The sequence below is a fragment of the Streptococcus mitis genome (assembly GCF_019929545.1).
GTDB lineage: Bacteria > Bacillota > Bacilli > Lactobacillales > Streptococcaceae > Streptococcus > Streptococcus mitis_BU.
The window spans coordinates 1-21,480 of the sequence record NZ_JAHZPT010000027.1 but is presented as its reverse complement, the minus strand read 5'-3'; the positions used below and the strand labels follow the sequence as shown (position 1 = coordinate 21,480).

Genomic DNA, 21,480 nt, shown 5'->3' with positions numbered 1-21,480 from the left:
AATTATTACTTATTCGGTAAAATGAAGTATTGCTTTCAACAGATTTCCTTCAACTACACTTCACTTGATTCAAACAAGGTGGGTACATTTCTATTCCCACAAACTCCTTGTCAATGGAAACAAACACGTACCCACAGGGTAAATGGAAATAGAAACTGATAATTTCTAGCTATCACTTCTACTCATTCCAAAAATTTTCTCACTCTGATACTTACCCACCATAAAGCAAAAAGCCTTGCAATCAAGGCTTTCATTATCCCTTTCGTTCAAAGGTTTCTAAGCTTTTACGAGCAGAGCGACACACTCAGCGGTTCGCTATCTCCGTTCTGTCTGCGTGCTAGCACTTGTCAATCACGGACAGCTATCGCATGGGCGGAAGTAAATGCTAATCTTCGTCGTTTTACTCCTTGACTAGCAAACTTACCGCCTCAACATGTGGAGTTAGTCAACATCTATATTATATAACGAAAGTGATAGAGTTGTTGTTTAAAATTAAACTTTAGAATGAAAATATTTAAAAAAAGTAGATCACTTTTAGAAGTGTCCTACTTGTATTATTTTTATTTAAAAAGGGATAAATCCTTAACAAAAGGGGTGTACTCCCGCGCCTTCGGGAAGGAAAAAAAGAAATGGCGCAAAATCAAGGTTTTATTTTTGAAATTTACCAGAAAATACCCTTAATGAAAGTAACGTAGTTCTTGTTGATGGTCATAGTGTGTTCTATTGATGCACGTTCAACGGTTACTAGATTTAGGTTAAAATCGTTAAAGCCCATATCATAGTTTAAAAAAGCGATTATACAAAAACTTGTATATCGCTCTGTTTGTTCACTTACTTTGACAAAGTGGAGGTATCTATCCTCAAGGTCCTCAATGCATTCCATACTGCCAGTAGCGTTACACCAACATCTGCAAAGATTGCCTCCCACATATTAGAAATTCCCAATCCACTTAGAACCAAGAAAATTAGTTTAACTACAATAGCCAAGGTCATGTTTTGCCGAGCTATTCTGACTGTCTTTTTAGCCAGTCGAATGACTTGAGGAAGTTTTCCAAGGTCATCATCCATCAGTACAACATCTGCTGATTCAATGGCTGCGTCCGAACCTAGCCCTCCCATAGCAATACCAACATCTGCCCTAGCAAGAACCGGTGCATCATTCACTCCATCTCCAACAAAGGCAACAGCCTGCTGAGACTGAGTCAGAATTTCCTCAAATGTACTCACCTTATCCTGAGGCAAGCAATCTCCAAATGCATCATTGAAGGCAAATTGCTGTGCAAATTCATCAACCACTGCCTGACGATCACCTGAAAGGAGAACCGTTTTTTTAATTCCGACCGCCTGTAAATCCTTCAAGGCCTCGATGCTCGTTTCCTTCACTTGGTCTGTGATAAGGAAATAGCCTAAAAAGTGACTGTCCTCTGCCAAATAGAGAACTGTTCCTGTGCTGTCAATAGCTGGATAAGCAATCCCTTGAACTTCCATTAATCTAGCATTCCCAAGATAGAGCTGTCTGCCATCTATCCTACCGGACATGCCCTGCCCTGGTAGCTCGGTAATCTGACTCACCCTATTCTCGTCCACTTCCTGTCCATAGGCTGTTCGAATCGAGTTTGCGATTGGATGATTGGAATAGCTTTCCAAATGGGCAGCGAGGTACAGAATATTATCCTCGATACCTTCTGCGTTGACAACGGTATCTACCGCAAAGATACCTTTTGTAATTGTCCCCGTCTTATCAAATACGACCGTATCCAACTTGGCAAGAGCCTCTAAATAATTCCCACCTTTCACTAAGACACCTAATTTAGATGCTCCCCCTAGCCCGCCAAAGAAACTCATTGGTACCGAAACCGCAAGAGCACAAGGGCAAGAAATGACTAAAAAGGTAAGTGCCCGATAAAGCCAAGTCGACCACTCCCCTAAACCAAGCAAGGGAGGCAGGCTTGCAAGCAGAAAAGCGATTCCGACAACCACTGGTGTATACACACGCGAAAAACGTGTGATCATCCGTTCCGTCTCCGCTTTTTTATTGCTTGCATTTTCAACTAATTCCAAAATTTTGTTGACCGTTGATTGCGAAAAAGTCTTTCTCACTTCAATTACCAATGGACTAGTCAAATTGATCACACCACTTGTAATGTCCTCACCAACGCCAATTTCCCTAGGCAGTGATTCTCCTGTCAAGGCTGACGTATCCAGAATAGAACGACCTTTTCTGACCAGACCATCTAGGGGCACCTTCTCCCCAGGCTTAACTAAAATATGGTCCGCAACCCTTACTGTTTCAGGGTCTACTTGAACGGCTTCTCCCCCCTCTAGTCTCCAAGCCTTATCCGACCGAATATCCATCAATTGTGCAATGGACTGACGAGATTGAGAGGTGGCCTTGTCTTGGAAATACTCCCCAATCTGATAAAAAAGCATGACGGCTACTGCCTCTGGAAATTCTCCCAAGAGAAAGGCTCCTAAGGTCGCGATACTCATCAAAAAGTTTTCATCAAAAATATTGCCACGTTGAATATTTTGAACCATCTTGATAAGAACCTTATGACCGATAATGATATATAGGGTCAGATAATAGACCAGACGAATCCAGAAATACTCCTCTGGCAGGAAAAAGCCGAAGGCAAATAGAATCGTAACAGCAAGTAGCAGCTCTTTCGCCCAATCTCGTTTTTCTGGAAGTGCCTCTTCCTTTTTATCACTGATCACTTCGATTCCAGGTTCAATAGCATCTACTAAGTCAATAATTTCCTTATCTATCCCATCTTCGCTTTTTGTTTCCAAAGTCAGCTTTTGAGCTATCAGATTGACAGTGGCAGATTCTACCTGCTCCAATTGATTGACAGCACGTTCAATCTTAGCAGCACAATTGCCACAGTCAATTCCCCGAAGTACATACTCTTTCTTCATGTTTTTCCTCCTTCAAATGCTTCAGTGTCAAAGACAAGACTGATGCGACATGATTATCCGCAAGTTCATAATAGGTCATCTTTCCTTTTTTCTCCCCCTTGACCAATTGGCAGTCCCGCAGATAGTGTAGTTGGTGAGAAATAGCAGACTTGGTCATCTGTAACGCAATCGCTAAGTCTCCGACACAAATTGGATTTTGCCGTACTGCTTGTAAAATCCGCAAACGAGTTGGATCAGAAATCGCCTTAAAAAAATTGGACATATTTAGCAATGTAACGGTATCAAACTCCGTCTCATGGACCCCTTGAATTAAATCTGGATTACAAGCTGTTAAACACTGTGACATATTTTGTATTCCTCCTATCCTAAAGTTGTATCAAGTAACATCATAATTAGAAATCCGTCCATAAATTCACCTGTTGCAATATCGGTATTCTTATGTTCTTGAGCACCTGGCACAAGTTTTTCCACTACAACATAAATCATGGCTCCTGCCGCAAATGAGAGAGCATAAGGTAGTAGCTGGGGCATAGACATAACAGCATAGGCCCCTAAAACAACTGCAATCGGCTCAACAATCGCTGACATGGCGCCATAGTAGAAAGCTGATTTCCTACTTCGCCCTTCTGCCCGTAGCGGCAAGGACAAGGCAGAGCCTTCTGGAATATTTTGGATACCAATTCACAAGGCTAATCCAAGGGCACTCATCCACGTAAAGGAAAGTCCAGTTGTGGCATTTGCCACACCAACTGCTAAGCCCTCTGGTATATTATGAATCACTACCGCCAGATAAAGCAGCATGGTCTTTGATAAGGGTCTTTGGGGATTCAAAATCCCTTCCTTATCACTCATCTGTTGATTCAAATGCAGGTGGGGAACCAAATAATCAATAAAGCGGATAATTAAGCCCCCGACAATAAAAACCAACAGCCGTCGGCAACCAGTAAAATCTGTTTGCAGCCATTGACTGGCTATAGCCAAATGAAAGGACAAGCAAAGACCAGACTGCAGCTGCCGTCATAATACCCGCTGCCAAGCCCATCATCATATCCATGAATTTTTGATGAATGGTTTTGACAAAAAAGACCAAACTAGCACCGATAATGGTACAAAACAGGTGAATAAGCCAGCTAATAAAGCTTGCATTACTGGTGATAGAGATGAAAAAAATGACATCTTATACCTCAATAATCGATAATAGTTGAGCAACTGTTCAACTATTACCATTATAGTTGAACAGTTGCTCAATTGTCAAGGAAGAAAGTAAAAAAGCTATGAGAAATCCCCATAGCTAGGTGGGTATGTTTATTCCCATTACCTCCTAGTCTATGGAAACAAACACATACCTATAGGGTATTCTACTCACTCTGATACCTATCCTACCATATAAGAAAAATAGTTCCACAAACCATCATAGTGATATCTGAAAATAAAAAAGGGGGGCCAAAACTATTCCCACAGACACCTCACATGCAGGAACATTTTGAACCTCCACTGAGTATGTGGAAATAAATTTCAGACATTACTGCTATCAATAATACTATCTCAACTCAGACTGTTAGATTTATACTTCACTCAAAATTCAAAAAAGGCTTAATATCAAGCCTTTTGTAAACCCTGAAACGGTAGACTATATCTTTTTCTCCAGTAGTCCCAAAACCTCGATATGTGCTTACATCTTGCTTTTCCTTCTACAAATTGACTAAAGTTAAATTTGGAGTATTAGAGGAACTGAAATATCCTATTTCTAACCTATAGTTATGCCTATTCGGTTCGAGTTTCAACTAAGTATATTCCCCATTCAGCTAATTCTACAGGCAAATCATAAACAGTTTTTCCATTACTTTCATAGATTTCAGAGATTCCTGGTGAAGTCTTAGAAAAAGTTCCCCAAGCTGTCACTAGTTCTTCTACAAATTGAATATTATGAGGTTCAAAAAAGTCATTAAATTTCGATAGTTCTTTACTATAAATTGTCACAACATTATAGCTATCAAGCATGATCTCATCATGACTTTTATGCCCACCAAATCCAAACTTACTTAGTCCATCATTAACAAGTAAATCACCGTATCTAATCAACAGTGCTAGGCATTCCTCTCTTGAACAACCATCAATATAATAAACATCCTTATGAGATTCCTTGATAATATTCTTTTCTATCACTTTTTCTCTATCAATACTGACAGGCAATTCCAAAATAAAAAACAAGGGCTCATCATGAATCGCAATAAAGTGTTGAAAAACCTCTAATATTTTTTCTGCGTGTACATTCGCCATCAAATGATGTTCAGTTAACTTTGTAAATGATTCAAACAGGTTTTCTACCAAGCTAACTTGGTGACCTTTTACTAAATTCAACATTATGCGTCCTCCAGAGAATTTAAACAATATCCACATTTATAATCTCATTATACCATTAACCCACTAAAAAGACTGTAACTTCCCAGTAACAGTCTCTTATAAATCTACCTCAGTTCCTTCAAGGAAAGTTACTACAATTTGTCCAGCTTCTGAAATACTGATGTGGTCGAGAACTCGATTCATGATAACTCCATCAAATTTATCTAAATCTAGTATCTGATACATCTGCTTTGCATAGTGCTTATGGAGAAGATTTGCTCCCTGCTCTAGCTTTTGCCACTTAGCTACCACATCAGATCTATGATCTTGCAATATTCCAACTGCTTTCATAAAGGCTTTCTCAAGCATTTCTTCATCAATATGATTGTTTAAACATCCAATCTGACCTTTAATCCTATATCGATTGTTACACTGCCATACCTTCCGTTTACCACGACTTGTCGTCCAATTTTTTCGACCAAATGCTGAACCACACTCTGCGCAAAATACTTTTGTTGTAAAGGGATTGTTTTCTTTCTGCATGATATAAAATTGGAGCTTATATTGTTCTCTAAATCTCTTTCTTCTTGCTATTTCTAACTGAACAATCTCCCACTTCTCTTTATCTAAAATTGGTTCATGATTGTTTTCAATATAGTATTGATTAACTTGTCCATCATTATCTATTCGTTTCTTCGTCAGGAAATCAACAGTATAGGTTTTCTGAAGCAAAGCATCACCCTTGTATTTTTCATTTTGAAGCATCTTCCATATAGCACTTGGGCACCACTTTGCTTTACCTGTGCAACCTGGTATTTCCAGTTCTCTTAACTCTTTGGAAATAAATTCTGGACTGTATCCTTCTAGAAACCTATCAAATATATACCTTACGACCTTTGCTTATTCATGTTTTATAATGCGATTTGCTTTTTTATATTTGGCCTAAAACATAAACTTCATAGTATTTACTCCTTACTTAAAATTTACAATACCAGTATATAAACTAATAAAAGGATGACTATATAGCCACCCTAAGAATTTTTATAATTGTATCAAGTTTTACCCAAAAATACTGTATTAATCTAACCTTCTCACATTAAAAACATCAAAAGTTTAGTCTGCGAAAGCATTACATCCTTTATATCAGGACTAATACTCTCACTTATTAACACATTTAAAATTGAATAAGCAATCACTTACTAAGTCTATAAGTATTTCTACAGTCACTTGTGTGACCAATAAAAATAAGGTTGAGGAGTCTGATACATCGGTTAGCAGCAAATGATGAGGAGGGGAGTCGAACCCCTATTCCCGATAACAGAAAATTCAATATTTCAATCTCATTCTATCATAAAATTTTCAAATAAACAATCATAATTTTTCTCTTAATGTTCTAAAAATTAAAACTCAAGCTTTGTTAAGAAATTCATCACAACAATTACAAATTTCCCCAAGACCAAATATTGCCTAAATTTCATATATAAGAGGTGATGCATTAATTCCCATAAAGCCATGCTCATAGGTAATAAATGTACCCCCTACGTGTAACTGGAAATATAAACTCAATAACACCACCTATCGGATCAAAACACTCAACTTCTGCTCTCAGCCTGATACTTCCTCATATATCAAAAAAAGCCTTACAATCAAGGCTTTTCATTATCCCTTTCGTTACAAGTTTTTTAAGATTTTACCAGCAACACTACACACTCCACGTGATGCGTTTGAGGAAACAGATCCACTGGTTGTACTTTCTTCAATTCATATCCTAATTCTCGGTAGAGCTTGATATCACGCGCCATGGTTGCGACATTACAGGAGATATAGGCGATGCGATCAGCTCCTGTTTGAGCGCTTGCTTTGATAAAGCTTTCTGTGAGTCCTTTTCTTGGTGGGTCCACTAGGATAAGACTTGGTTGAATTCCTTCCTTGAGCCAATTTTTCATAGCATTTTCAGCTGTGTCACAGACATAGTGGGCGTTTGAAATATTGTTCAGCTGAGCATTCTTTTTGCTATTCTCAACCGCTTCTGGAATCACTTCGACACCATAGACTTCCTTGACATGTTTCGCAACAGAAAGACCAATCGTCCCGATACCAGAATAGGCATCAATGACCACATCATCTTCTTTTAATTCAGCAAAATCAATGGCTGTTTGATAAAGTTTTTCAGCCATTTCAGTATTGACTTGGTAAAATGCTGGTCCAGCGATTTGGTAGTCATTTCCCAACATCTGGTCAGTGATAAAGTCTTGTCCATAAAGTGTGCGCCATTCTTTACCAAAAATAGCATTGGTGTTTTGGTCGTTGATATTTTGCATAACAGACACAATCTCTGGGAACTGCTTGATTAGTTGTTCAATCAATTGCTCCACACGAAAAACTTTGGGACGAGTTGTAACCAAGATAACCATGATTTGTCCAGAATAGTGTCCACGACGCACCACAAGATTTCGAATCAAGCCAGATTGTTCCTTTTCATCATAAGGTTTCAAATCATAACGACGAAGCAAATCTCGAAGAACTACCACAACTTGGTCAATGACAGGATCTTGGATAAAGAAATCTTCTAGAGGCATGAGATCATGCGAATTCTTACGGAAAAATCCTGTTTCCAAGACACCATTAACACGACGAACAGGCACCTGCGCCTTGTTGCGGTACTTGATTGGATTTTCCATACCAAGCGTTTCAGCAACCTCTACATCTGCAATTCCAGCAATCTTGTATAGACTGTCCTTGACTTGCTTAGTTTTAAACTTGAGCTGTTCTGGATAAGCAAGGTGACCTAAATCAGCTATTCCTGAACGCAGGTAAGCCAAATCTAGATCTTGATTACGGTGTGGTGAATGGACAAGGTATTCTTCCACTTTCCCAAAACCAATCTTTTTGTTTACTTTAAGGACACGCATAAGGATTTTTTCACTTGGTAAAGCATTCTCTACAAAGAATACCAAACCATCCACCTTGGCCACTCCTGCACCTTCATGAGTCAAATCAATAATTTCAACTTCTACAATACTATTTTTCTTTAACATTCTCTTCTCTTTCTATTGGCCGACAAAAAAGACGGCAACGTTACGGTTACCATCTATTATACCATGAAATTTCTTAAGAACCAAAACTCTTGAAGAAGTTGACAATGGCTTGCCAGAGGGAGCTTAGGAAATTACCACCGTCCTCTAGCGCCTTATCAGCATCAAAGTTAAGGTTAATATTTTTAAAACTGTCGCCAGCTTGTGATACGATGCTTTGTTTAAGATCATTCAAGGTTTTAGTGAAGTCTGCATTGCTCAGGATATCACTCTTTGAGAGATTCAAAGCAAAATTGATGATAATATTGATCTGGTTTCCTGTTATAACCTGATCAAGTTTGTAATTTTTTAAGGTATCTTCAACAATTTTACGGACATCTTCCTCTGTCAGATTTCCCTTACTTTCTTTAGCTTTGGCGAGTGCTGACTTGATATCAGCTAGGGCAACATTTAATTTATTAGCATCATAGCCTGACTTGTCCTTGTTTTCAGCATTAATATCTGACAAAGCCTTTAGCTCTTCTTGAGCCAAGTCTTTATTAGCTTGTGGTACCTTGGCTCCATTAGCCTCTAGCGAATAGTAAATCCCTGCTAAGGCACTCTCACCTGTAACTGGAATAGGGGCTGCTACAGTGATTTTGGCGTGTTCCACTCCCAAGGTTACGGCTGCGTTTCGGTACATATCCTGAGTCACCTTAGTGATGTTTTCTGGTGTTTCAATCTTGACCTCAAGTGGCGACTTGTCACCCAGCTTTTGAATCTTGGCTGATGAATACAATTGTAAACTAGAGTCATTGGCCACATTCATAATCTTAGAATAGACATCAGGTGTCATTGTCTTGAGATCTTTGGTGTCTGTTGAGGCATTGTAGCCTAGTTTTTTTAGGGTTTGATTTTTTTGGTCTTCAGATAATGAAGAACCTAGGACATATTCAGGTTGGACGTAGGTTTCATCGATAACTTTTTGAACATCTGTTGCTGCATGGACGCTATTCATAGCTGTTACTGCCCACAAGACCGCAGCACTAGTCAGAAAGAGTTTCTTTCTCATAGGGAATTTCCTCCTTTACCTTTCTAGAGTAATATATCTATCTTAAAGAAAACTTATAACAAAAACACCTGGGCTAGCCAGATGTCGAAAAGAGAGTGAAACATTTGATGATGTAAAGGTTGAGTTGCACTTGTCTAGAATAATAATAGTTTCCTCCATTTACATAGAGTTCGGCTCCATGAAAAATAGAAATGGGGTGAATATAACTATAAGTCTTTCCAGTGGTGTTACCAAGCAAGGGAGCAACAGTATCACGAGAGTACTGTTTGGCCAGTGCTAGGGTGTTTTCCTTACCATTTTGGGCGATAAAATCGATATAGGCAGGTCCAAAATTATAGGCTTGAACAGCTGTCCAGACATCAACACCCTTCTTCTGAGCCTGATAGAGATTATCTGTCAGAGTTTGAACGCCTTGCCGAATGCTAGAGGCATTATCATTGATGGTGTTGGTGGAACCACTTGCAGACTCACTAGACTGCATAACATCGCCTTCTTTTCCTTTTGTTTCAGTATAAATCATAGCGAGCACAAGCTCTTCGTTTGCTGGGGTGTCTTTTTCACTCAAGATTTCTCGCACCATGGGTTGATAGGTCATGACTTGCTTGACATCTTGGTGAACGCGGTAAGCTTTATATCCAGCAAAAAGGAAGACTGCTAGTACAAGCACTCTTCGAATTCGTTTAAACATTATTTACTTTGGATATCCTCGATATTTTTGATTAAGATAGAGTAAGTTCCATTGTCATTTTGGATAAACTCAACAGACTCGGCGTCTTGATAGACGTTATTAGGAACGATGAGCTCAATTCCATTTGACAAGGAGAGTTTTTGATTTTCAAATTTTTTAAGCTGACGACTGGCATCAATTTCATCAAATTGAACAGGCTCTGGTACGGCTTCTTTGACTTGATCAATAAAGCTCAAACGAGCTGTCAGGTTGTTATCAAAAAGGTCATTGGCCAATTTTTCAGGTGACAACTCATTGCTTTCTTCTAAGTTGTTGAAAATCGCTGATTTTACCTTGGATTGAAATTGAAAATCGTCTGTGTTAAAGGTTTCAGCAATGCGCTGTGCCGTTTTTTCCAGTTCTTTGATAGATTTCTTGGGTGAAATTTTAGGGGCGACAGCAAGAAGATTATCTGAAAAATAGTTCAAAAAAGTCCCGTTGTACTTGATTCGTTTTTCAATCAGATGGTACTTGCGACTCTGAAGATTGACCACCAAGGCTTCGTCGGCACCCGTTCCAAATCCAGGCAGGTTATTCTGAGTCAACTTGATTGGATTATCAACTTCTCCTCCGACGTGAGTCAGGGTCTCACGCAGGGCAATTCGTAAGAAAGCGAAATGTTCCACGCCTTCTTTAGAAAATTGCACAAAAATCAAATCATTGGTCTTGAGATTTTCTGAAATGCCGAACTCCTCTTTCCAGAGATTAGCCAGCGTTACTGATGTCTCCAACAAATCGTCTGTGATGTGATTGAAGAAGGGATTTTCTTCTTCGAAAATCCCAGTCTTAGCTTCATCTGAATATACACGTTCAATTTTTTTACGCAGATATTCTTCGATTTTTGGAGTAATATTGAGAAATTTATCCGCTAGGAACAGCTCGGTGTCATCCGGACTGAACTGATGAATAATAGCTTTCTTAATATAAATGTCCATAAAAGTTTTAGTCCTCGTATAATGGGAAGGCATCTGTTAATTCTTTAACTGCACTTCTCACTTCTTCTAAGACAGCTTCATTTTCTGCATTCTTAAGGGTTTTAATGATAAGTTCAGCCACTTTGCGACTTTCTTCTTCACCAAATCCACGTGCAGTAATGGCTGCTGCTCCGATACGAATACCACTTGTCTTGAATGGTGACAAGCTTTCGTAAGGGATTGAGTTTTTATTTAGGGTAATATTGACTTCATCCAGCAAGTTTTGAGCAACTTTTCCGTTTTCTACAACTTTAGTCACATCCACTAGGAAGAGATGGTTTTCAGTCCCACCAGAAATAATACGGAAATCAGGGTCTTGCAAGAAGACATCCGCCATAGTCTTGCTGTTCTTGATAACATTGGCAGCATATTCCTTGAAGGCTGGATCTAAGACTTCTTTGAAAGAAACAGCTTTAGCTGCCACAACATGCTCCAAAGGACCGCCCTGAATACCTGGGAAAATAGCTGAATTGATTTTCTTAGCTAAATCTTCATCATTGGTCAAAATCAAACCACCACGAGGTCCACGAAGGGTTTTGTGAGTCGTTGTTGTAGTGATATGAGCGTATGGTACTGGACTTGGGTGAAGACCAGCAGCAACCAAACCAGCGATATGGGCCATGTCTACCATGAGCTTCGCCCCAACAGCATCCGCAATTTCACGGAATTTTGAGAAGTCAATAATTTGAGAATAGGCTGAAGCACCTGCTACAATCAGTTTTGGTTTGACTTCTTGGGCTTGTTTTAAGATAGCATCAAAATCTAGGAATTCCGTTTCAGGATCCACACTATAAGAAACAAAGTTGTAGGTTTGACCTGAGAAGCTGACAGGAGCTCCGTGAGTCAAGTGTCCACCAGCTGCCAAATCCATCCCCATAACAGTATCACCTGGCTCAATCAAGGCCATGTAAGCCGCACAGTTGGCTTGACTTCCTGAGTGTGGTTGGACATTGGCAAATTTAGCACCGAAAATTTCTTTTGCGCGTTCAATGGCTAGACTCTCTACCACGTCTACCACATCAGTTCCACCATAATAACGGCGTCCTGGGTAACCCTCGGCATATTTATTCGTCAAGATAGACCCTTGAGCAGCCATAACAGCCTTGGAAACTACGTTTTCCGAAGCAATCAACTCAATGTTGTTTTGTTGGCGTTCTTCTTCTTTGGCAATAGCATTCCAGAGATCAGCATCGTATGCTTTAAAATCGTCTTTGTCAAAAATCATAGGTCTTCTCCTTTATAGTGTGACTAGTCCTTTAGTTTGTTTTACAATAAGAAAATAAACTAAAAGATGCGAATAAATCGTTTCTGCACTTTATCACAAGTATAACCAACTTTTTCATAAAATGCATGAGCATCCAGACGATGATCGGCAGAGTTTAAGCGGATAAACCCATAACCACGTCTTTTTGCTTCTTCTTCCAACCCTTGTAATAAGCCTTTACCAATACCTTGCCCTTGTGCTTGAGGTGAAACTGCTAAAGCTAAAATATTAAATCCTGCTTTAGAATAAAGTGATTCATAGACCTCAGCGTGGACATATCCAAGTAAGACATGACTAGCTGCATCCTCATAGCCAAGAAGGAAATGATGGGAATCCTGAGATAGTCTAGCTAATTGACTAGCCGTTTCCTCTGGACTAAAAGAATAACCCAAAGCTTCTTGGTTAATGTCACATATAGCTTTCACATCAGTTTCTCTTAAGTCTCTTAACATCTCATTCCTCCTCAAAAGAAATCTCTGGCAACCGAGCAAGAATATCTTCTCGCTTAATCGCCCCTTGGCGTAAGATTTTCACCTTGTCTCCAGACAAATCCAAAATAGTCGAATCCTGTCCAGTTAGAAAAGCATCGTCTTCCAGACCCAGAACCTCTTGGTCAAAATCCTCTAGAATTTGGTTAAAGGTCACTCCACTTGCCTGACCTGAAATATTGGCAGATGGCCCAATCAAGGGACCTATCTCTCGAATCAAATCAAGGGTAATGGGATGACTCGGCATCCGAAATCCAACAGTTGCAAGACCAGAATTGACCCAATAGGGAACGCGGTCATTGGCTTCAAGGATAATGGTCAAGGGACCTGGTAAAAAGGTCTCTACAAGTTTTTGAAGATAAGTTGGCTGATTCTTAGAAAAGTGCAAGATATCCTCTAAAGAGGCGATATTGAGGTTAAGCGCCTTGTCTCTTGGACGACGTTTGAGTTGGTAAACATGGTCAACTGCTTTTTCATCTAAGGCCTTAGCAAAAAGACCGTAAACTGTCTCTGTAGGCAGAACGACAGCTCCACCATTTTCCAACTCTTGTCTAATCCTGTCCATCATCAACTACAACCATCCTATCTTGACTAAACTGGTCCTTGAGCGTTCGTACTCGTTTTTCAGGAAGCTGTTTCCTAAAAAGTTCAGGAACACTTTGACCTTGCTTGTATCCAATTTCAAGGTAAATCTTACCACCATCCTTGAGATGGTACTTTGCATCTTCCGCAATTCTACGGTAAATAGCTAGGCCATCCTCGTCTGCAAAGAGAGCTAGATGAGGTTCCGAATGCAAAACATTCAAGCCGACCTCTGACTCATCTTCACGAGAGATATAGGGTGGATTGGAAACAATTATATCATATTTTTCAGAAATTTCTGTAAAACAGTCAGATTTTTTTAAAAATATTTGAAGATTTTGATTTTTAGCATTTTCGTTAGCTACATCTAAAGCATTTTGAGAAATAACCTCAGCGGTCACAGACCAATCTGGTCTGTTTTTTGCTAGAGCAAGAGCAATAGCTCCACTACCTGTTCCAATATCCAGAACTGAAAGATTCGTCTCAGGATTTTCAGCCAGGATAAGCTCCACCAACTCCTCTGTTTCTGGACGAGGAATTAATACTCGTTCATCAACTTTTAACTGCATTCCATAAAAATCTGCCTGTCCGATGATGTATTGTGCCGGTTTATGAGCTGCTATCTGCTGGTAAATCTCTTCTACAAATTGTTTTTCTTCCTCTGTTACCTCTTTCTGGAGGGAAAAAACGAAATCTGTAAAAGATAGATTTTTCAGGCTACGATAGACAAAAGAGAGGCTTTCAGCTTCCTCTCCTTGTCTTATCAATTCTTCTTCAAAATCTGAAAATAATTGAGCTAATTTCATTATTTATTTGTTTAATTCTTCTAATTTTTGTGTTTGGTCATAAAGCACCAAGGCATCCACAACTTCGTCCAATTTACCAGACAAAATAGTATCTAGTTTTTGGAGGGTTAAGCCGATACGGTGATCTGTGACACGGTTTTGTGGGAAGTTATAAGTACGAATCCGTTCTGAACGGTCACCAGTACCGATTGTCGACTTACGCTCAGCGTCCTGTTCATCCTGAGCAATCTGAGCAAAGTGGTCAGCAACACGCGCACGGATAATCTTCATAGCCTTCTCACGGTTCTTCTGCTGGGTACGTTCTTCCTGCATCTCAACCTTGATATTGGTTGGCAAGTGAACGATACGAACAGCAGTCGCAACCTTATTGACGTTCTGTCCACCAGCACCTGATGCGTGGTAGATATCAACACGAAGGTCTTTTGGATCAATATCGTATTCTACTTCTTCAACTTCAGGCATAACAAGAACTGTCGCTGTCGAGGTGTGAACACGGCCTTGGCTTTCTGTCACAGGGACACGTTGCACACGATGGGCACCTGATTCGTACTTGAGTTTAGAGTATACAGACTGACCAGAAACCATAGCAACCACTTCTTTGAAACCACCGACACCGTTTATAGAGGCTTCCATAACTTCAAAGCGCCAGCCTTGGGCTTCCGCATACTTTTGGTACATGGTTAGCAAATCTCCAGCGAAAAGTGCCGCTTCGTCACCACCAGCCGCTCCACGAATTTCAAGGATGATGTTCTTGTCATCGTTTGGATCCTTTGGAAGGAGCAAAATTTTGAGTTTTTCTTCGTATTCTTCTTTTTCAGCCTTGGCATCTTTGAGCTCTTGCTTAGCCATTTCTTCCAAGTCCGCATCTCCGCCTGATTCCTTAATCATCTCTTCGGCATCAACGATATTTTGAAGGACTTGTTTGTACTCACGGTAGGCTGTTACTGTGTCACGAGTTGAAGCCTCTTCTTTTGAAAGCTCCATGAAACGCTTGGTATCCGATACCACATCTGGGTCACTGAGCAACTCTCCTAATTCTTCATAACGGTCTTCTACAGCTTGTAGTTGATCATAGATGTTCATTTTTCTTCATTCTCCTTATTGATTTCAGGGGCAAAATAGTGTTTACGGCAAACTGAGATATAGGTTTCGTTACCACCAATCTGGATCTGTTCTCCATCGTAAACGGGCAGTCCATCCTGTGTTCGCAAAACCATAGTTGCCTTTTTTTTACAATACTGACAGATGGTCTTGATTTCGTCAATCTTGTCTGCTAAGAGCAAGAGATACTTGGAACCTTCGAACAGTTCATTTCGAAAATCATTTTTCAAACCAAAAGCCATGACAGGTATGTCTAACTCATCCACAACACGAGCTAGATCGTAAACATGGTGACGCTTGAGAAACTGGGCTTCATCGACCAACACACAGTAAGGCTTTTCTGGTAGGTCTCGGATATAGCCAAAGACATCCGTCGTCTCCTCAATCGCAAGAGCAGGGCGTTTCATACCAATCCGACTCGACACATAGCCAACACCGTCACGCGTATCAAGAGCTGAGGTCATAATCACAACACCTTTTCCTTGCTCCTCATAGTTATAGGCCACCTTGAGAATCTCAATCGTCTTACCAGAGTTCATGGTCCCATAACGATAATACAACTGTGCCATGTTTCTTGCTTCACGTCCATTTCTAAATTTTTGCTACATTCTAGTATATCATAATTTTCTTAAGCTTTAAACGGCAAAATGTGGTAAAATAGAAGAAATCAAAAACTAGTGGAGGAAGCTATTATGCCATTTGTACGCATCGATTTATTTGAAGGACGCACGCTCGAGCAAAAGAAAGCTCTTGCTAAGGAAGTAACGGAAGCTGTTGTCCGTAACACTGGAGCACCTCAATCTGCTGTCCATGTCATCATCAACGACATGCCAGAAGGAACTTACTTCCCACAAGGGGAAATGCGCACCAAATAAGCTAGCTTAAGCAGAATTGCTTAGGCTTTTTCAATCTCCAAGTAGCATCCATTGAAGAAATAGTCCAAATTTGTTACAATTTGAACAGAGACTTGGAAAAATTTCCAAGAAAAGAGCTATTAATTAAAGGAAATATTATGATTACACGTGAATTTGATACCATCGCTGCTATCTCTACTCCACTAGGTGAAGGGGCTATTGGTATTGTCCGCCTGAGCGGAACAGAAAGTTTTGCTATTGCGCAAAAGATTTTTAAAGGAAAAGACTTGAGTCAGGTTGCTAGCCATACCCTTAACTACGGTCACATCGTTGACTCTCATACAGGAAAAGTTATGGACGAGGTTATGGTTGGAGCTATGAAGTCTCCAAAGACCTTCACTCGTGAGGATATTATCGAGATTAACACCCACGGTGGGATTGCGGTTACCAATGAGATTCTCCAGCTAGCTATCCGTGAAGGAGCTCGATTGGCTGAACCTGGTGAATTTACCAAACGTGCCTTTTTAAACGGTCGCGTAGATTTGACACAGGCCGAGGCCGTGATGGATATCATCCGCGCCAAGACAGACAAGGCCATGAACATTGCGGTCAAACAACTTGATGGTTCCCTTTCTGATCTTATCAATAATACCCGTCAAGAAATCCTCAATACACTTGCCCAAGTTGAGGTCAATATCGACTATCCTGAGTATGACGATGTTGAGGAAGCTACTACTGCTGTTGTCCGAGAGAAGACTAGGGAGTTTGAGCAATTGCTAACTAATCTCCTTAGGACAGCCCGTCGCGGTAAAATCCTTCGTGAAGGAATTTCAACGGCTATCATCGGCCGTCCTAACGTTGGGAAATCAAGCCTTCTCAACAACCTCTTGCGTGAGGACAAGGCTATCGTTACAGATATTGCTGGTACGACACGTGATGTCATCGAAGAATACGTCAACATCAACGGTGTTCCTCTAAAATTGATTGACACAGCTGGTATTCGTGAAACAGATGATATCGTTGAACAAATCGGTGTTGAGCGTTCGAAAAAAGCTCTTAAGGAAGCTGACTTGGTTCTACTGGTGCTAAATGCCAGTGAACCACTAACCGCCCAAGACCGCCAACTCCTAGAAATCAGTCGGGAGACTAATCGCATTATTCTTCTTAACAAAACCGACCTGCCTGAAGCAATTGAAACTTCAGAACTTCCAGAAGATGTCATCCGTATTTCAGTCCTTAAAAATCAAAACATTGATAAGATTGAAGAGAGAATTAACAACCTCTTCTTTGAAAACGCTGGTTTGGTTGAACAAGATGCTACTTACTTGTCAAATGCCCGTCACATTTCCCTGATTGAAAAAGCTGTTGAAAGCCTACAAGCTGTTAATGAAGGTCTTGAACTGGGGATGCCAGTTGATTTGCTTCAAGTTGACTTGACCCGTACTTGGGAAATTCTCGGAGAAATCACTGGAGATGCTGCTCCTGATGAACTCATTACCCAACTCTTTAGTCAATTCTGTTTAGGAAAATAGAAAAATCCATGATCGTTGTTGCGGTCATGGATTTTATTGTCTTTATTAGTAATCTGGTCTTAAGACCCCTGTTACAGTTGCCTTAGTTGCTTCGTAGTCACCATCTACAACAACCTTAATAATGCGTTTGGCATCTTCTTCTGGTGCTGGAACAAGAGGTAGACGAGTTGGTCCAGCTTCAAATCCCATATAGTTCAAAACTGCCTTAACTGGAGCAGGACTTGGATAAGAGAAGAGGGCATTGACTTTAGGAATGAACTTACGTTGAATAGCTGCAGCTGACTTCATATCGCTTTCTGCAATAGCCGTAAACATCTCATGCATTTCATCACCATTTGTATGAGAGGCAACAGAAATAACTCCATCCGCACCAAGGTTCATGGCATGGAAAGCATCTCCATCCTCACCAGTATAGACCAAGAACTCTTCTGGTTTGTGCTCAATCAAGTAAGCCATATTAGCCAAGCTAGTACATTCTTTGACACCAATAATATTTGGATGGTCAGCTAAACGAAGCATGGTTTCTGGAGTTAATTCGACAACCACACGACCTGGAATGTTATAGATAATAATTGGTAGGTCAGAAGCATCTGCAATGGCCTTAAAGTGCTGATACATTCCTTCTTGAGAAGGTTTGTTGTAGTAAGGAACAATAGCAAGCCCAGCTGCGAACCCACCAAATTCAGCTACTTCTTTGACAAACTCGATCGAGTCACGCGTATCATTGGTACCTACACCCGCAATCAAAGGAACGCGTCCATTGACAATCTTTTGTACAGCCGCAAACAACTCCAACTCCTCATCGTGGGTCAAAGTTGGACTCTCAGCAGTGGTTCCTGCAAGGAGAATTCCGTCTGTATGATGGGTCAACAGATGCTCAATCAAGGCTGGAATAGCGTCAAAGTTGATGGAACCATCCTCGTGGAAGGGAGTAATAAAGGCTGTGATGATTTTACACTCTTTTAAATCCTGATAAGACATGAGAAACACCTCTCTATTTCAAAGAAGGAGTTCATATGAACTCCTAAACGTTATGACTATTTTAATTCAAATTTCAATTCAGCTGTTGGACGAACCAAACCACGTTCATGAAGAGTTTCAGCAATCTGAACTGAGTTCCAAGCAGCACCTTTGAGAAGGTTATCTGAAACAACCCACATGTGAATTCCTTTTTCTGCATCCAAGTCTTTACGGATACGACCAACAAAGGTATCACGTGAACCCACTGCATTGATGGCTTGCGGATAGATTTGATGAGCGACATCATCTTCAAGTACAGCACCTGGGAAGGCTGCGATAGCTGCTTTTACTTCTTCGATTGGAGCCACTTCTTTTGTTTCGATGTAAACAGACTCAGAGTGAGCTGACAAGACTGGAATACGCACACATGTTGCAGATACTGCAATGCTATCATCTTCCATAATTTTCTTAGTTTCTTTAGTCATCTTCATCTCTTCGTAAGTGTAATCATTGTCAGTGAAGACATCAATTTGTGGAAGAGCATTAAAAGCGATAGGATAATGTTTCTTATCACCACCTGAAGGCAAGATTTCTGCATGCAAATCACGTGGGTTTACACCATCATTCAAGACTTCACGAAGTTCACGTTGTGTCTCAAGAATTGCTCCCATACCAGCACCTGAAACTGCTTGGTAAGTTGAAACAATAATACGGTCCAAGCCCCATTTTTGGCGAACTGGCTCGAGAGCTACCATCATTTGGATTGTTGAACAGTTAGGGCAGGAAATGATTCCGTTGTGAGCATCAAGTGCATGAGCATTGACCTCTGGAACAACCAAAGGAACATCTGGATTTTGACGGAAGTAAGATGTATTATCTACTACTACCGCTCCAGCTTTCACTGCGTATGGTGCATACTTAGCTGATGTAGAACCACCTGCTGAAAAGAGAGCAATATCAACTCCTTCAAATGCTGTTTCAGTCGTTTCTTCAATCGTAATATCTTGATCTTTAAATTTCAAAGTCTTGCCCGCTGAACGTGCAGAAGCAAGTAAACGAATTTTATCGATTGGAAGTGTTGATTCTTCCAACATTTTTATCATCTGAGCACCGACAGCACCTGTCGCGCCGACTACAGCAACTGTATATCCCATAAATAACCTCTTTCGGAATTTTCTAAAAATTTCTATAATAGATGTATTATACTACTTTTTCCATGAATTGCAAAGCTTTTTCATCATTTTTTAGAAAATAAAAATCCCCAGTCGCTAGACTAGGGACTAAGAGGCATCTTCATGTGATGAGCAGGTTCACACAACTCATCAAGGTCCGCTCCTGCGTTATGACCTCCTTATGCTCAATAGTAGTCCGAAGACTACCTATCGACTCATCGCATCTTCTATTCTACTAAAGAGAATGACTTTTGTCAACAGACGAAACTCTTTAGTTTCATTTACACAGCTGAATAGAAATATCTTTGAAACTTTTGATGCAGAGATAACAAAAACCCTTGTAAATCAAGAGTTTTCTTGTCTATTTAATGCTAATTGCCGGGATTGAACCGGCGACCTCATCCTTACCATGGATGCGCTCTGCCAACTGAGCTAAATCAGCTTACCTCAAAAGTATACTATAGTTAGAAAAACTTGTCAAGTTTCCTTAGAAATTTTCCATAAGAAAAAGCCAGGTAAGAGCTACCTAGCTTCTCTTCGTCTATTTGCTTAAATCAATTCGACGACCAATTTTGCCAATAATAATCGCTCCAATAATCAATGAAGCAAATTCACCAACTCCTGTTGTAAACCAAGTAAGGAAAAATGGTAATTGCGCTACGATATTCAACTCTGCAGCGATAGTAAACATGGAAATGGAAAAGAGGATTGAAAAGAAGAAATGGTCTTTTCGAATCAATCCGTTAAAGAGGTAATCTTTGCTGTATTTTGCAAAAAGCCAAACACCTAGACTGAGGAATACTAATGTTGATCCACCACCAACAAAGACATCTAGCAGTCCGAAGCTAAAGAAATTAGCAATCATACAACCGATAGTAACTCCGATGATGTACTTAGGATTGTAAAAAGCCATAAAATTCATCATTTCTGAAATACGAAACTGATAAGCACCGTAGCTGATGGCATTTAGGGGCGGTGTGACAGTTAAAACGACATAGATAGCAGCGACAATTGCGATATCTGCAACATCACGAATAGTTAATTTTTTCATCTTTTCTCCTTTGGCGGTTGCCCGCGTGTAATATGCTTGGTGAAAGAAGCTAAGCACCAAGGGTTGATTCAATCAACCTTACTAGTATAGCACAATAACTTGCTTTATGCTATACTAAAAGAATGAAAAAACGCATTCAAAATCTCTTCGTGAATGAGCTCTTAGCCTATCTTTTTTTTGGAATAGCAACTACTCTTGTCTCCATTCTATCCAGATTAGTCATTTATCAACTAACTCATAGAGAACTCCTTGCTACTGGGCTAGCAAATAGTATCGGTATCCTATTTGCCTTTATTACAAATGATAGGCTTGTCTTTAAGCAAGCTAGAGAGAATTGGTCAATCCGTTTAGTAAAATTTACTCTAGCACGTCTTTCTACTTTTCTTTTAGACTTGTTTTTAACTTTTCTCTTTGTAACTCAGTTTCCTAATATTATCGGACAATTTGTAAGTAATAATATTAATAAGGTGAATAGTATTGAAACCGTTCTTGCACAATTCTTGATAATTATCCTCAATTACATTTTTAGTAAGGTTTTTATTTTTAAGGGCACCTCTAAAAACCTATCCAATGGACACCAAAATATGAGATAATAGCCTTATCATAAGATGAGGTTATTAT

General features: G+C 40.0%; 20 protein-coding genes, 1 tRNA gene, 2 pseudogenes and 1 riboswitch. Of the genes and pseudogenes, 3 read left to right on the top strand and 20 right to left on the bottom strand.

The window, feature by feature from the left end; genetic code table 11:
* Positions 1-831: 831 nt before the first annotated feature.
* The 16 genes and pseudogenes from K1I71_RS07670 to K1I71_RS07600 form a co-directional block, all read right to left on the bottom strand.
* Positions 832-2,919, bottom strand: coding sequence for a heavy metal translocating P-type ATPase (locus K1I71_RS07670; protein ID WP_049495788.1), 2,088 nt, complete (start codon positions 2,917-2,919; stop codon positions 832-834).
* Positions 2,888-3,265, bottom strand: coding sequence for an ArsR/SmtB family transcription factor (locus K1I71_RS07665; protein ID WP_004261306.1), 378 nt, complete (start codon positions 3,263-3,265; stop codon positions 2,888-2,890). The genes K1I71_RS07670 and K1I71_RS07665 overlap by 32 nt, the downstream gene beginning before the upstream one ends.
* 14 nt (positions 3,266-3,279) lie before the next feature.
* Positions 3,280-4,095 (bottom strand): annotated as a pseudogene (locus K1I71_RS07660) (ZIP family metal transporter).
* 588 nt (positions 4,096-4,683) lie between these two features.
* Complete coding sequence (locus K1I71_RS07655; RefSeq protein WP_000933555.1) at positions 4,684-5,283, bottom strand: hypothetical protein; 600 nt, start codon at positions 5,281-5,283, stop codon at positions 4,684-4,686.
* A gap of 96 nt (positions 5,284-5,379) precedes the next feature.
* Positions 5,380-5,805 carry a recombinase zinc ribbon domain-containing protein gene (locus K1I71_RS09630; RefSeq protein WP_419991707.1) on the bottom strand — a complete coding sequence of 142 codons (426 nt, stop codon included), beginning with the start codon at positions 5,803-5,805 and terminating at the stop codon, positions 5,380-5,382.
* Positions 5,806-5,856: 51 nt separating this feature from the next.
* Positions 5,857-6,150 (bottom strand): annotated as a pseudogene (locus tag K1I71_RS09625) (recombinase family protein); the annotation flags it as partial.
* Positions 6,151-6,944: 794 nt separating this feature from the next.
* Positions 6,945-8,300 carry a 23S rRNA (uracil(1939)-C(5))-methyltransferase RlmD gene (rlmD, locus tag K1I71_RS07645; RefSeq protein ID WP_223330651.1) on the bottom strand — a complete coding sequence of 452 codons (1,356 nt, stop codon included), beginning with the start codon at positions 8,298-8,300 and terminating at the stop codon, positions 6,945-6,947.
* Between the two features lie 73 nt (positions 8,301-8,373).
* Positions 8,374-9,348: a DUF1002 domain-containing protein gene (locus K1I71_RS07640; RefSeq protein ID WP_223330650.1), complete on the bottom strand. Its 975-nt coding sequence runs from the start codon at positions 9,346-9,348 to the stop codon at positions 8,374-8,376.
* 73 nt (positions 9,349-9,421) lie between these two features.
* A complete protein-coding gene (pmp23, locus tag K1I71_RS07635) occupies positions 9,422-10,036 on the bottom strand; it encodes a cell wall hydrolase Pmp23 (protein ID WP_033688829.1) in 615 nt (204 codons plus the stop codon).
* Positions 10,036-11,010 carry a nucleoid-associated protein gene (locus tag K1I71_RS07630; protein WP_223330649.1) on the bottom strand — a complete coding sequence of 325 codons (975 nt, stop codon included), beginning with the start codon at positions 11,008-11,010 and terminating at the stop codon, positions 10,036-10,038. The genes pmp23 and K1I71_RS07630 overlap by 1 nt, the downstream gene beginning before the upstream one ends.
* Before the next feature lie 7 nt (positions 11,011-11,017).
* Positions 11,018-12,274: a serine hydroxymethyltransferase gene (gene glyA, locus K1I71_RS07625; RefSeq protein WP_045606837.1), complete on the bottom strand. Its 1,257-nt coding sequence runs from the start codon at positions 12,272-12,274 to the stop codon at positions 11,018-11,020.
* A gap of 59 nt (positions 12,275-12,333) precedes the next feature.
* Positions 12,334-12,765 carry a GNAT family N-acetyltransferase gene (locus K1I71_RS07620; RefSeq protein WP_223330648.1) on the bottom strand — a complete coding sequence of 144 codons (432 nt, stop codon included), beginning with the start codon at positions 12,763-12,765 and terminating at the stop codon, positions 12,334-12,336.
* A gap of 1 nt (position 12,766) precedes the next feature.
* Positions 12,767-13,369, bottom strand: a complete 603-nt coding sequence (locus K1I71_RS07615; RefSeq protein WP_049515276.1) for an L-threonylcarbamoyladenylate synthase — start codon at positions 13,367-13,369, stop codon at positions 12,767-12,769.
* Positions 13,353-14,189, bottom strand: a complete 837-nt coding sequence (gene prmC, locus K1I71_RS07610) for a peptide chain release factor N(5)-glutamine methyltransferase (RefSeq protein WP_223330647.1) — start codon at positions 14,187-14,189, stop codon at positions 13,353-13,355. Before prmC ends, K1I71_RS07615 begins: the two co-directional genes overlap by 17 nt.
* Positions 14,190-14,192: 3 nt before the next feature.
* Positions 14,193-15,272 carry a peptide chain release factor 1 gene (prfA, locus tag K1I71_RS07605; RefSeq protein ID WP_004262425.1) on the bottom strand — a complete coding sequence of 360 codons (1,080 nt, stop codon included), beginning with the start codon at positions 15,270-15,272 and terminating at the stop codon, positions 14,193-14,195.
* Positions 15,269-15,859 (bottom strand): thymidine kinase, encoded by a 591-nt coding sequence (locus tag K1I71_RS07600; protein ID WP_223330646.1) that lies wholly within the window; start codon positions 15,857-15,859, stop codon positions 15,269-15,271. The genes prfA and K1I71_RS07600 overlap by 4 nt, the downstream gene beginning before the upstream one ends.
* A 123-nt stretch (positions 15,860-15,982) precedes the next feature.
* Here K1I71_RS07600 and K1I71_RS07595 point away from each other — a divergent pair, with 123 nt between their 5' ends.
* Both K1I71_RS07595 and mnmE read left to right on the top strand, forming a co-directional pair.
* The gene (locus K1I71_RS07595; RefSeq protein ID WP_001117401.1) at positions 15,983-16,165 is read left to right on the top strand and encodes a 4-oxalocrotonate tautomerase; all 183 of its coding nucleotides are present in this window, start codon (positions 15,983-15,985) and stop codon (positions 16,163-16,165) included.
* 137 nt (positions 16,166-16,302) lie between these two features.
* Entirely contained in the window at positions 16,303-17,676 is a 1,374-nt protein-coding gene (gene mnmE / locus K1I71_RS07590; protein WP_223330645.1) for a tRNA uridine-5-carboxymethylaminomethyl(34) synthesis GTPase MnmE, read from the top strand.
* Positions 17,677-17,721: 45 nt separating this feature from the next.
* Here the strand turns inward: mnmE and dapA are convergent, their stop codons facing one another.
* The 4 genes from dapA to K1I71_RS07570 form a co-directional block, all read right to left on the bottom strand.
* Positions 17,722-18,657: a 4-hydroxy-tetrahydrodipicolinate synthase gene (gene dapA / locus K1I71_RS07585; protein ID WP_223330644.1), complete on the bottom strand. Its 936-nt coding sequence runs from the start codon at positions 18,655-18,657 to the stop codon at positions 17,722-17,724.
* 56 nt (positions 18,658-18,713) lie between these two features.
* The gene (locus K1I71_RS07580) at positions 18,714-19,790 is read right to left on the bottom strand and encodes an aspartate-semialdehyde dehydrogenase (protein ID WP_223330643.1); all 1,077 of its coding nucleotides are present in this window, start codon (positions 19,788-19,790) and stop codon (positions 18,714-18,716) included.
* A gap of 387 nt (positions 19,791-20,177) precedes the next feature.
* Positions 20,178-20,250 (bottom strand) — tRNA-Thr (locus K1I71_RS07575).
* A gap of 99 nt (positions 20,251-20,349) precedes the next feature.
* Positions 20,350-20,859, bottom strand: a complete 510-nt coding sequence (locus tag K1I71_RS07570) for a QueT transporter family protein (protein WP_000737073.1) — start codon at positions 20,857-20,859, stop codon at positions 20,350-20,352.
* A riboswitch (PreQ1 riboswitch) is annotated at positions 20,857-20,953 on the bottom strand. It overlaps the preceding gene by 3 nt.
* Positions 20,954-20,981: 28 nt before the next feature.
* Here K1I71_RS07570 and K1I71_RS07565 point away from each other — a divergent pair.
* Entirely contained in the window at positions 20,982-21,452 is a 471-nt protein-coding gene (locus K1I71_RS07565) for a GtrA family protein (RefSeq protein WP_223330642.1), read from the top strand.
* Positions 21,453-21,480 lie beyond the last annotated feature (28 nt).

Bases quoted from the DNA above. Each gene is read 5' to 3' on its own strand.
- K1I71_RS07600 (WP_223330646.1), bottom strand. From the start codon at position 15,859: ATGGCACAGTTGTATTATCGTTATGGGACCATGAACTCTGGTAAGACG.
- mnmE (WP_223330645.1), top strand. From the start codon at position 16,303: ATGATTACACGTGAATTTGATACCATCGCTGCTATCTCTACTCCACTA.
- K1I71_RS07565 (WP_223330642.1), top strand. From the start codon at position 20,982: ATGAAAAAACGCATTCAAAATCTCTTCGTGAATGAGCTCTTAGCCTAT.
- K1I71_RS07595 (WP_001117401.1), top strand. From the start codon at position 15,983: ATGCCATTTGTACGCATCGATTTATTTGAAGGACGCACGCTCGAGCAA.
- K1I71_RS07640 (WP_223330650.1), bottom strand. From the start codon at position 9,348: ATGAGAAAGAAACTCTTTCTGACTAGTGCTGCGGTCTTGTGGGCAGTA.
- pmp23 (WP_033688829.1), bottom strand. From the start codon at position 10,036: ATGTTTAAACGAATTCGAAGAGTGCTTGTACTAGCAGTCTTCCTTTTT.
- glyA (WP_045606837.1), bottom strand. From the start codon at position 12,274: ATGATTTTTGACAAAGACGATTTTAAAGCATACGATGCTGATCTCTGG.
- K1I71_RS07620 (WP_223330648.1), bottom strand. From the start codon at position 12,765: ATGTTAAGAGACTTAAGAGAAACTGATGTGAAAGCTATATGTGACATT.
- K1I71_RS09630 (WP_419991707.1), bottom strand. From the start codon at position 5,805: ATGCAGAAAGAAAACAATCCCTTTACAACAAAAGTATTTTGCGCAGAG.
- K1I71_RS07570 (WP_000737073.1), bottom strand. From the start codon at position 20,859: ATGAAAAAATTAACTATTCGTGATGTTGCAGATATCGCAATTGTCGCT.
- dapA (WP_223330644.1), bottom strand. From the start codon at position 18,657: ATGTCTTATCAGGATTTAAAAGAGTGTAAAATCATCACAGCCTTTATT.
- K1I71_RS07670 (WP_049495788.1), bottom strand. From the start codon at position 2,919: ATGAAGAAAGAGTATGTACTTCGGGGAATTGACTGTGGCAATTGTGCT.
- K1I71_RS07655 (WP_000933555.1), bottom strand. From the start codon at position 5,283: ATGTTGAATTTAGTAAAAGGTCACCAAGTTAGCTTGGTAGAAAACCTG.
- K1I71_RS07615 (WP_049515276.1), bottom strand. From the start codon at position 13,369: ATGATGGACAGGATTAGACAAGAGTTGGAAAATGGTGGAGCTGTCGTT.
- rlmD (WP_223330651.1), bottom strand. From the start codon at position 8,300: ATGTTAAAGAAAAATAGTATTGTAGAAGTTGAAATTATTGATTTGACT.
- K1I71_RS07630 (WP_223330649.1), bottom strand. From the start codon at position 11,010: ATGGACATTTATATTAAGAAAGCTATTATTCATCAGTTCAGTCCGGAT.
- prmC (WP_223330647.1), bottom strand. From the start codon at position 14,189: ATGAAATTAGCTCAATTATTTTCAGATTTTGAAGAAGAATTGATAAGA.
- prfA (WP_004262425.1), bottom strand. From the start codon at position 15,272: ATGAACATCTATGATCAACTACAAGCTGTAGAAGACCGTTATGAAGAA.
- K1I71_RS07580 (WP_223330643.1), bottom strand. From the start codon at position 19,790: ATGGGATATACAGTTGCTGTAGTCGGCGCGACAGGTGCTGTCGGTGCT.
- K1I71_RS07665 (WP_004261306.1), bottom strand. From the start codon at position 3,265: ATGTCACAGTGTTTAACAGCTTGTAATCCAGATTTAATTCAAGGGGTC.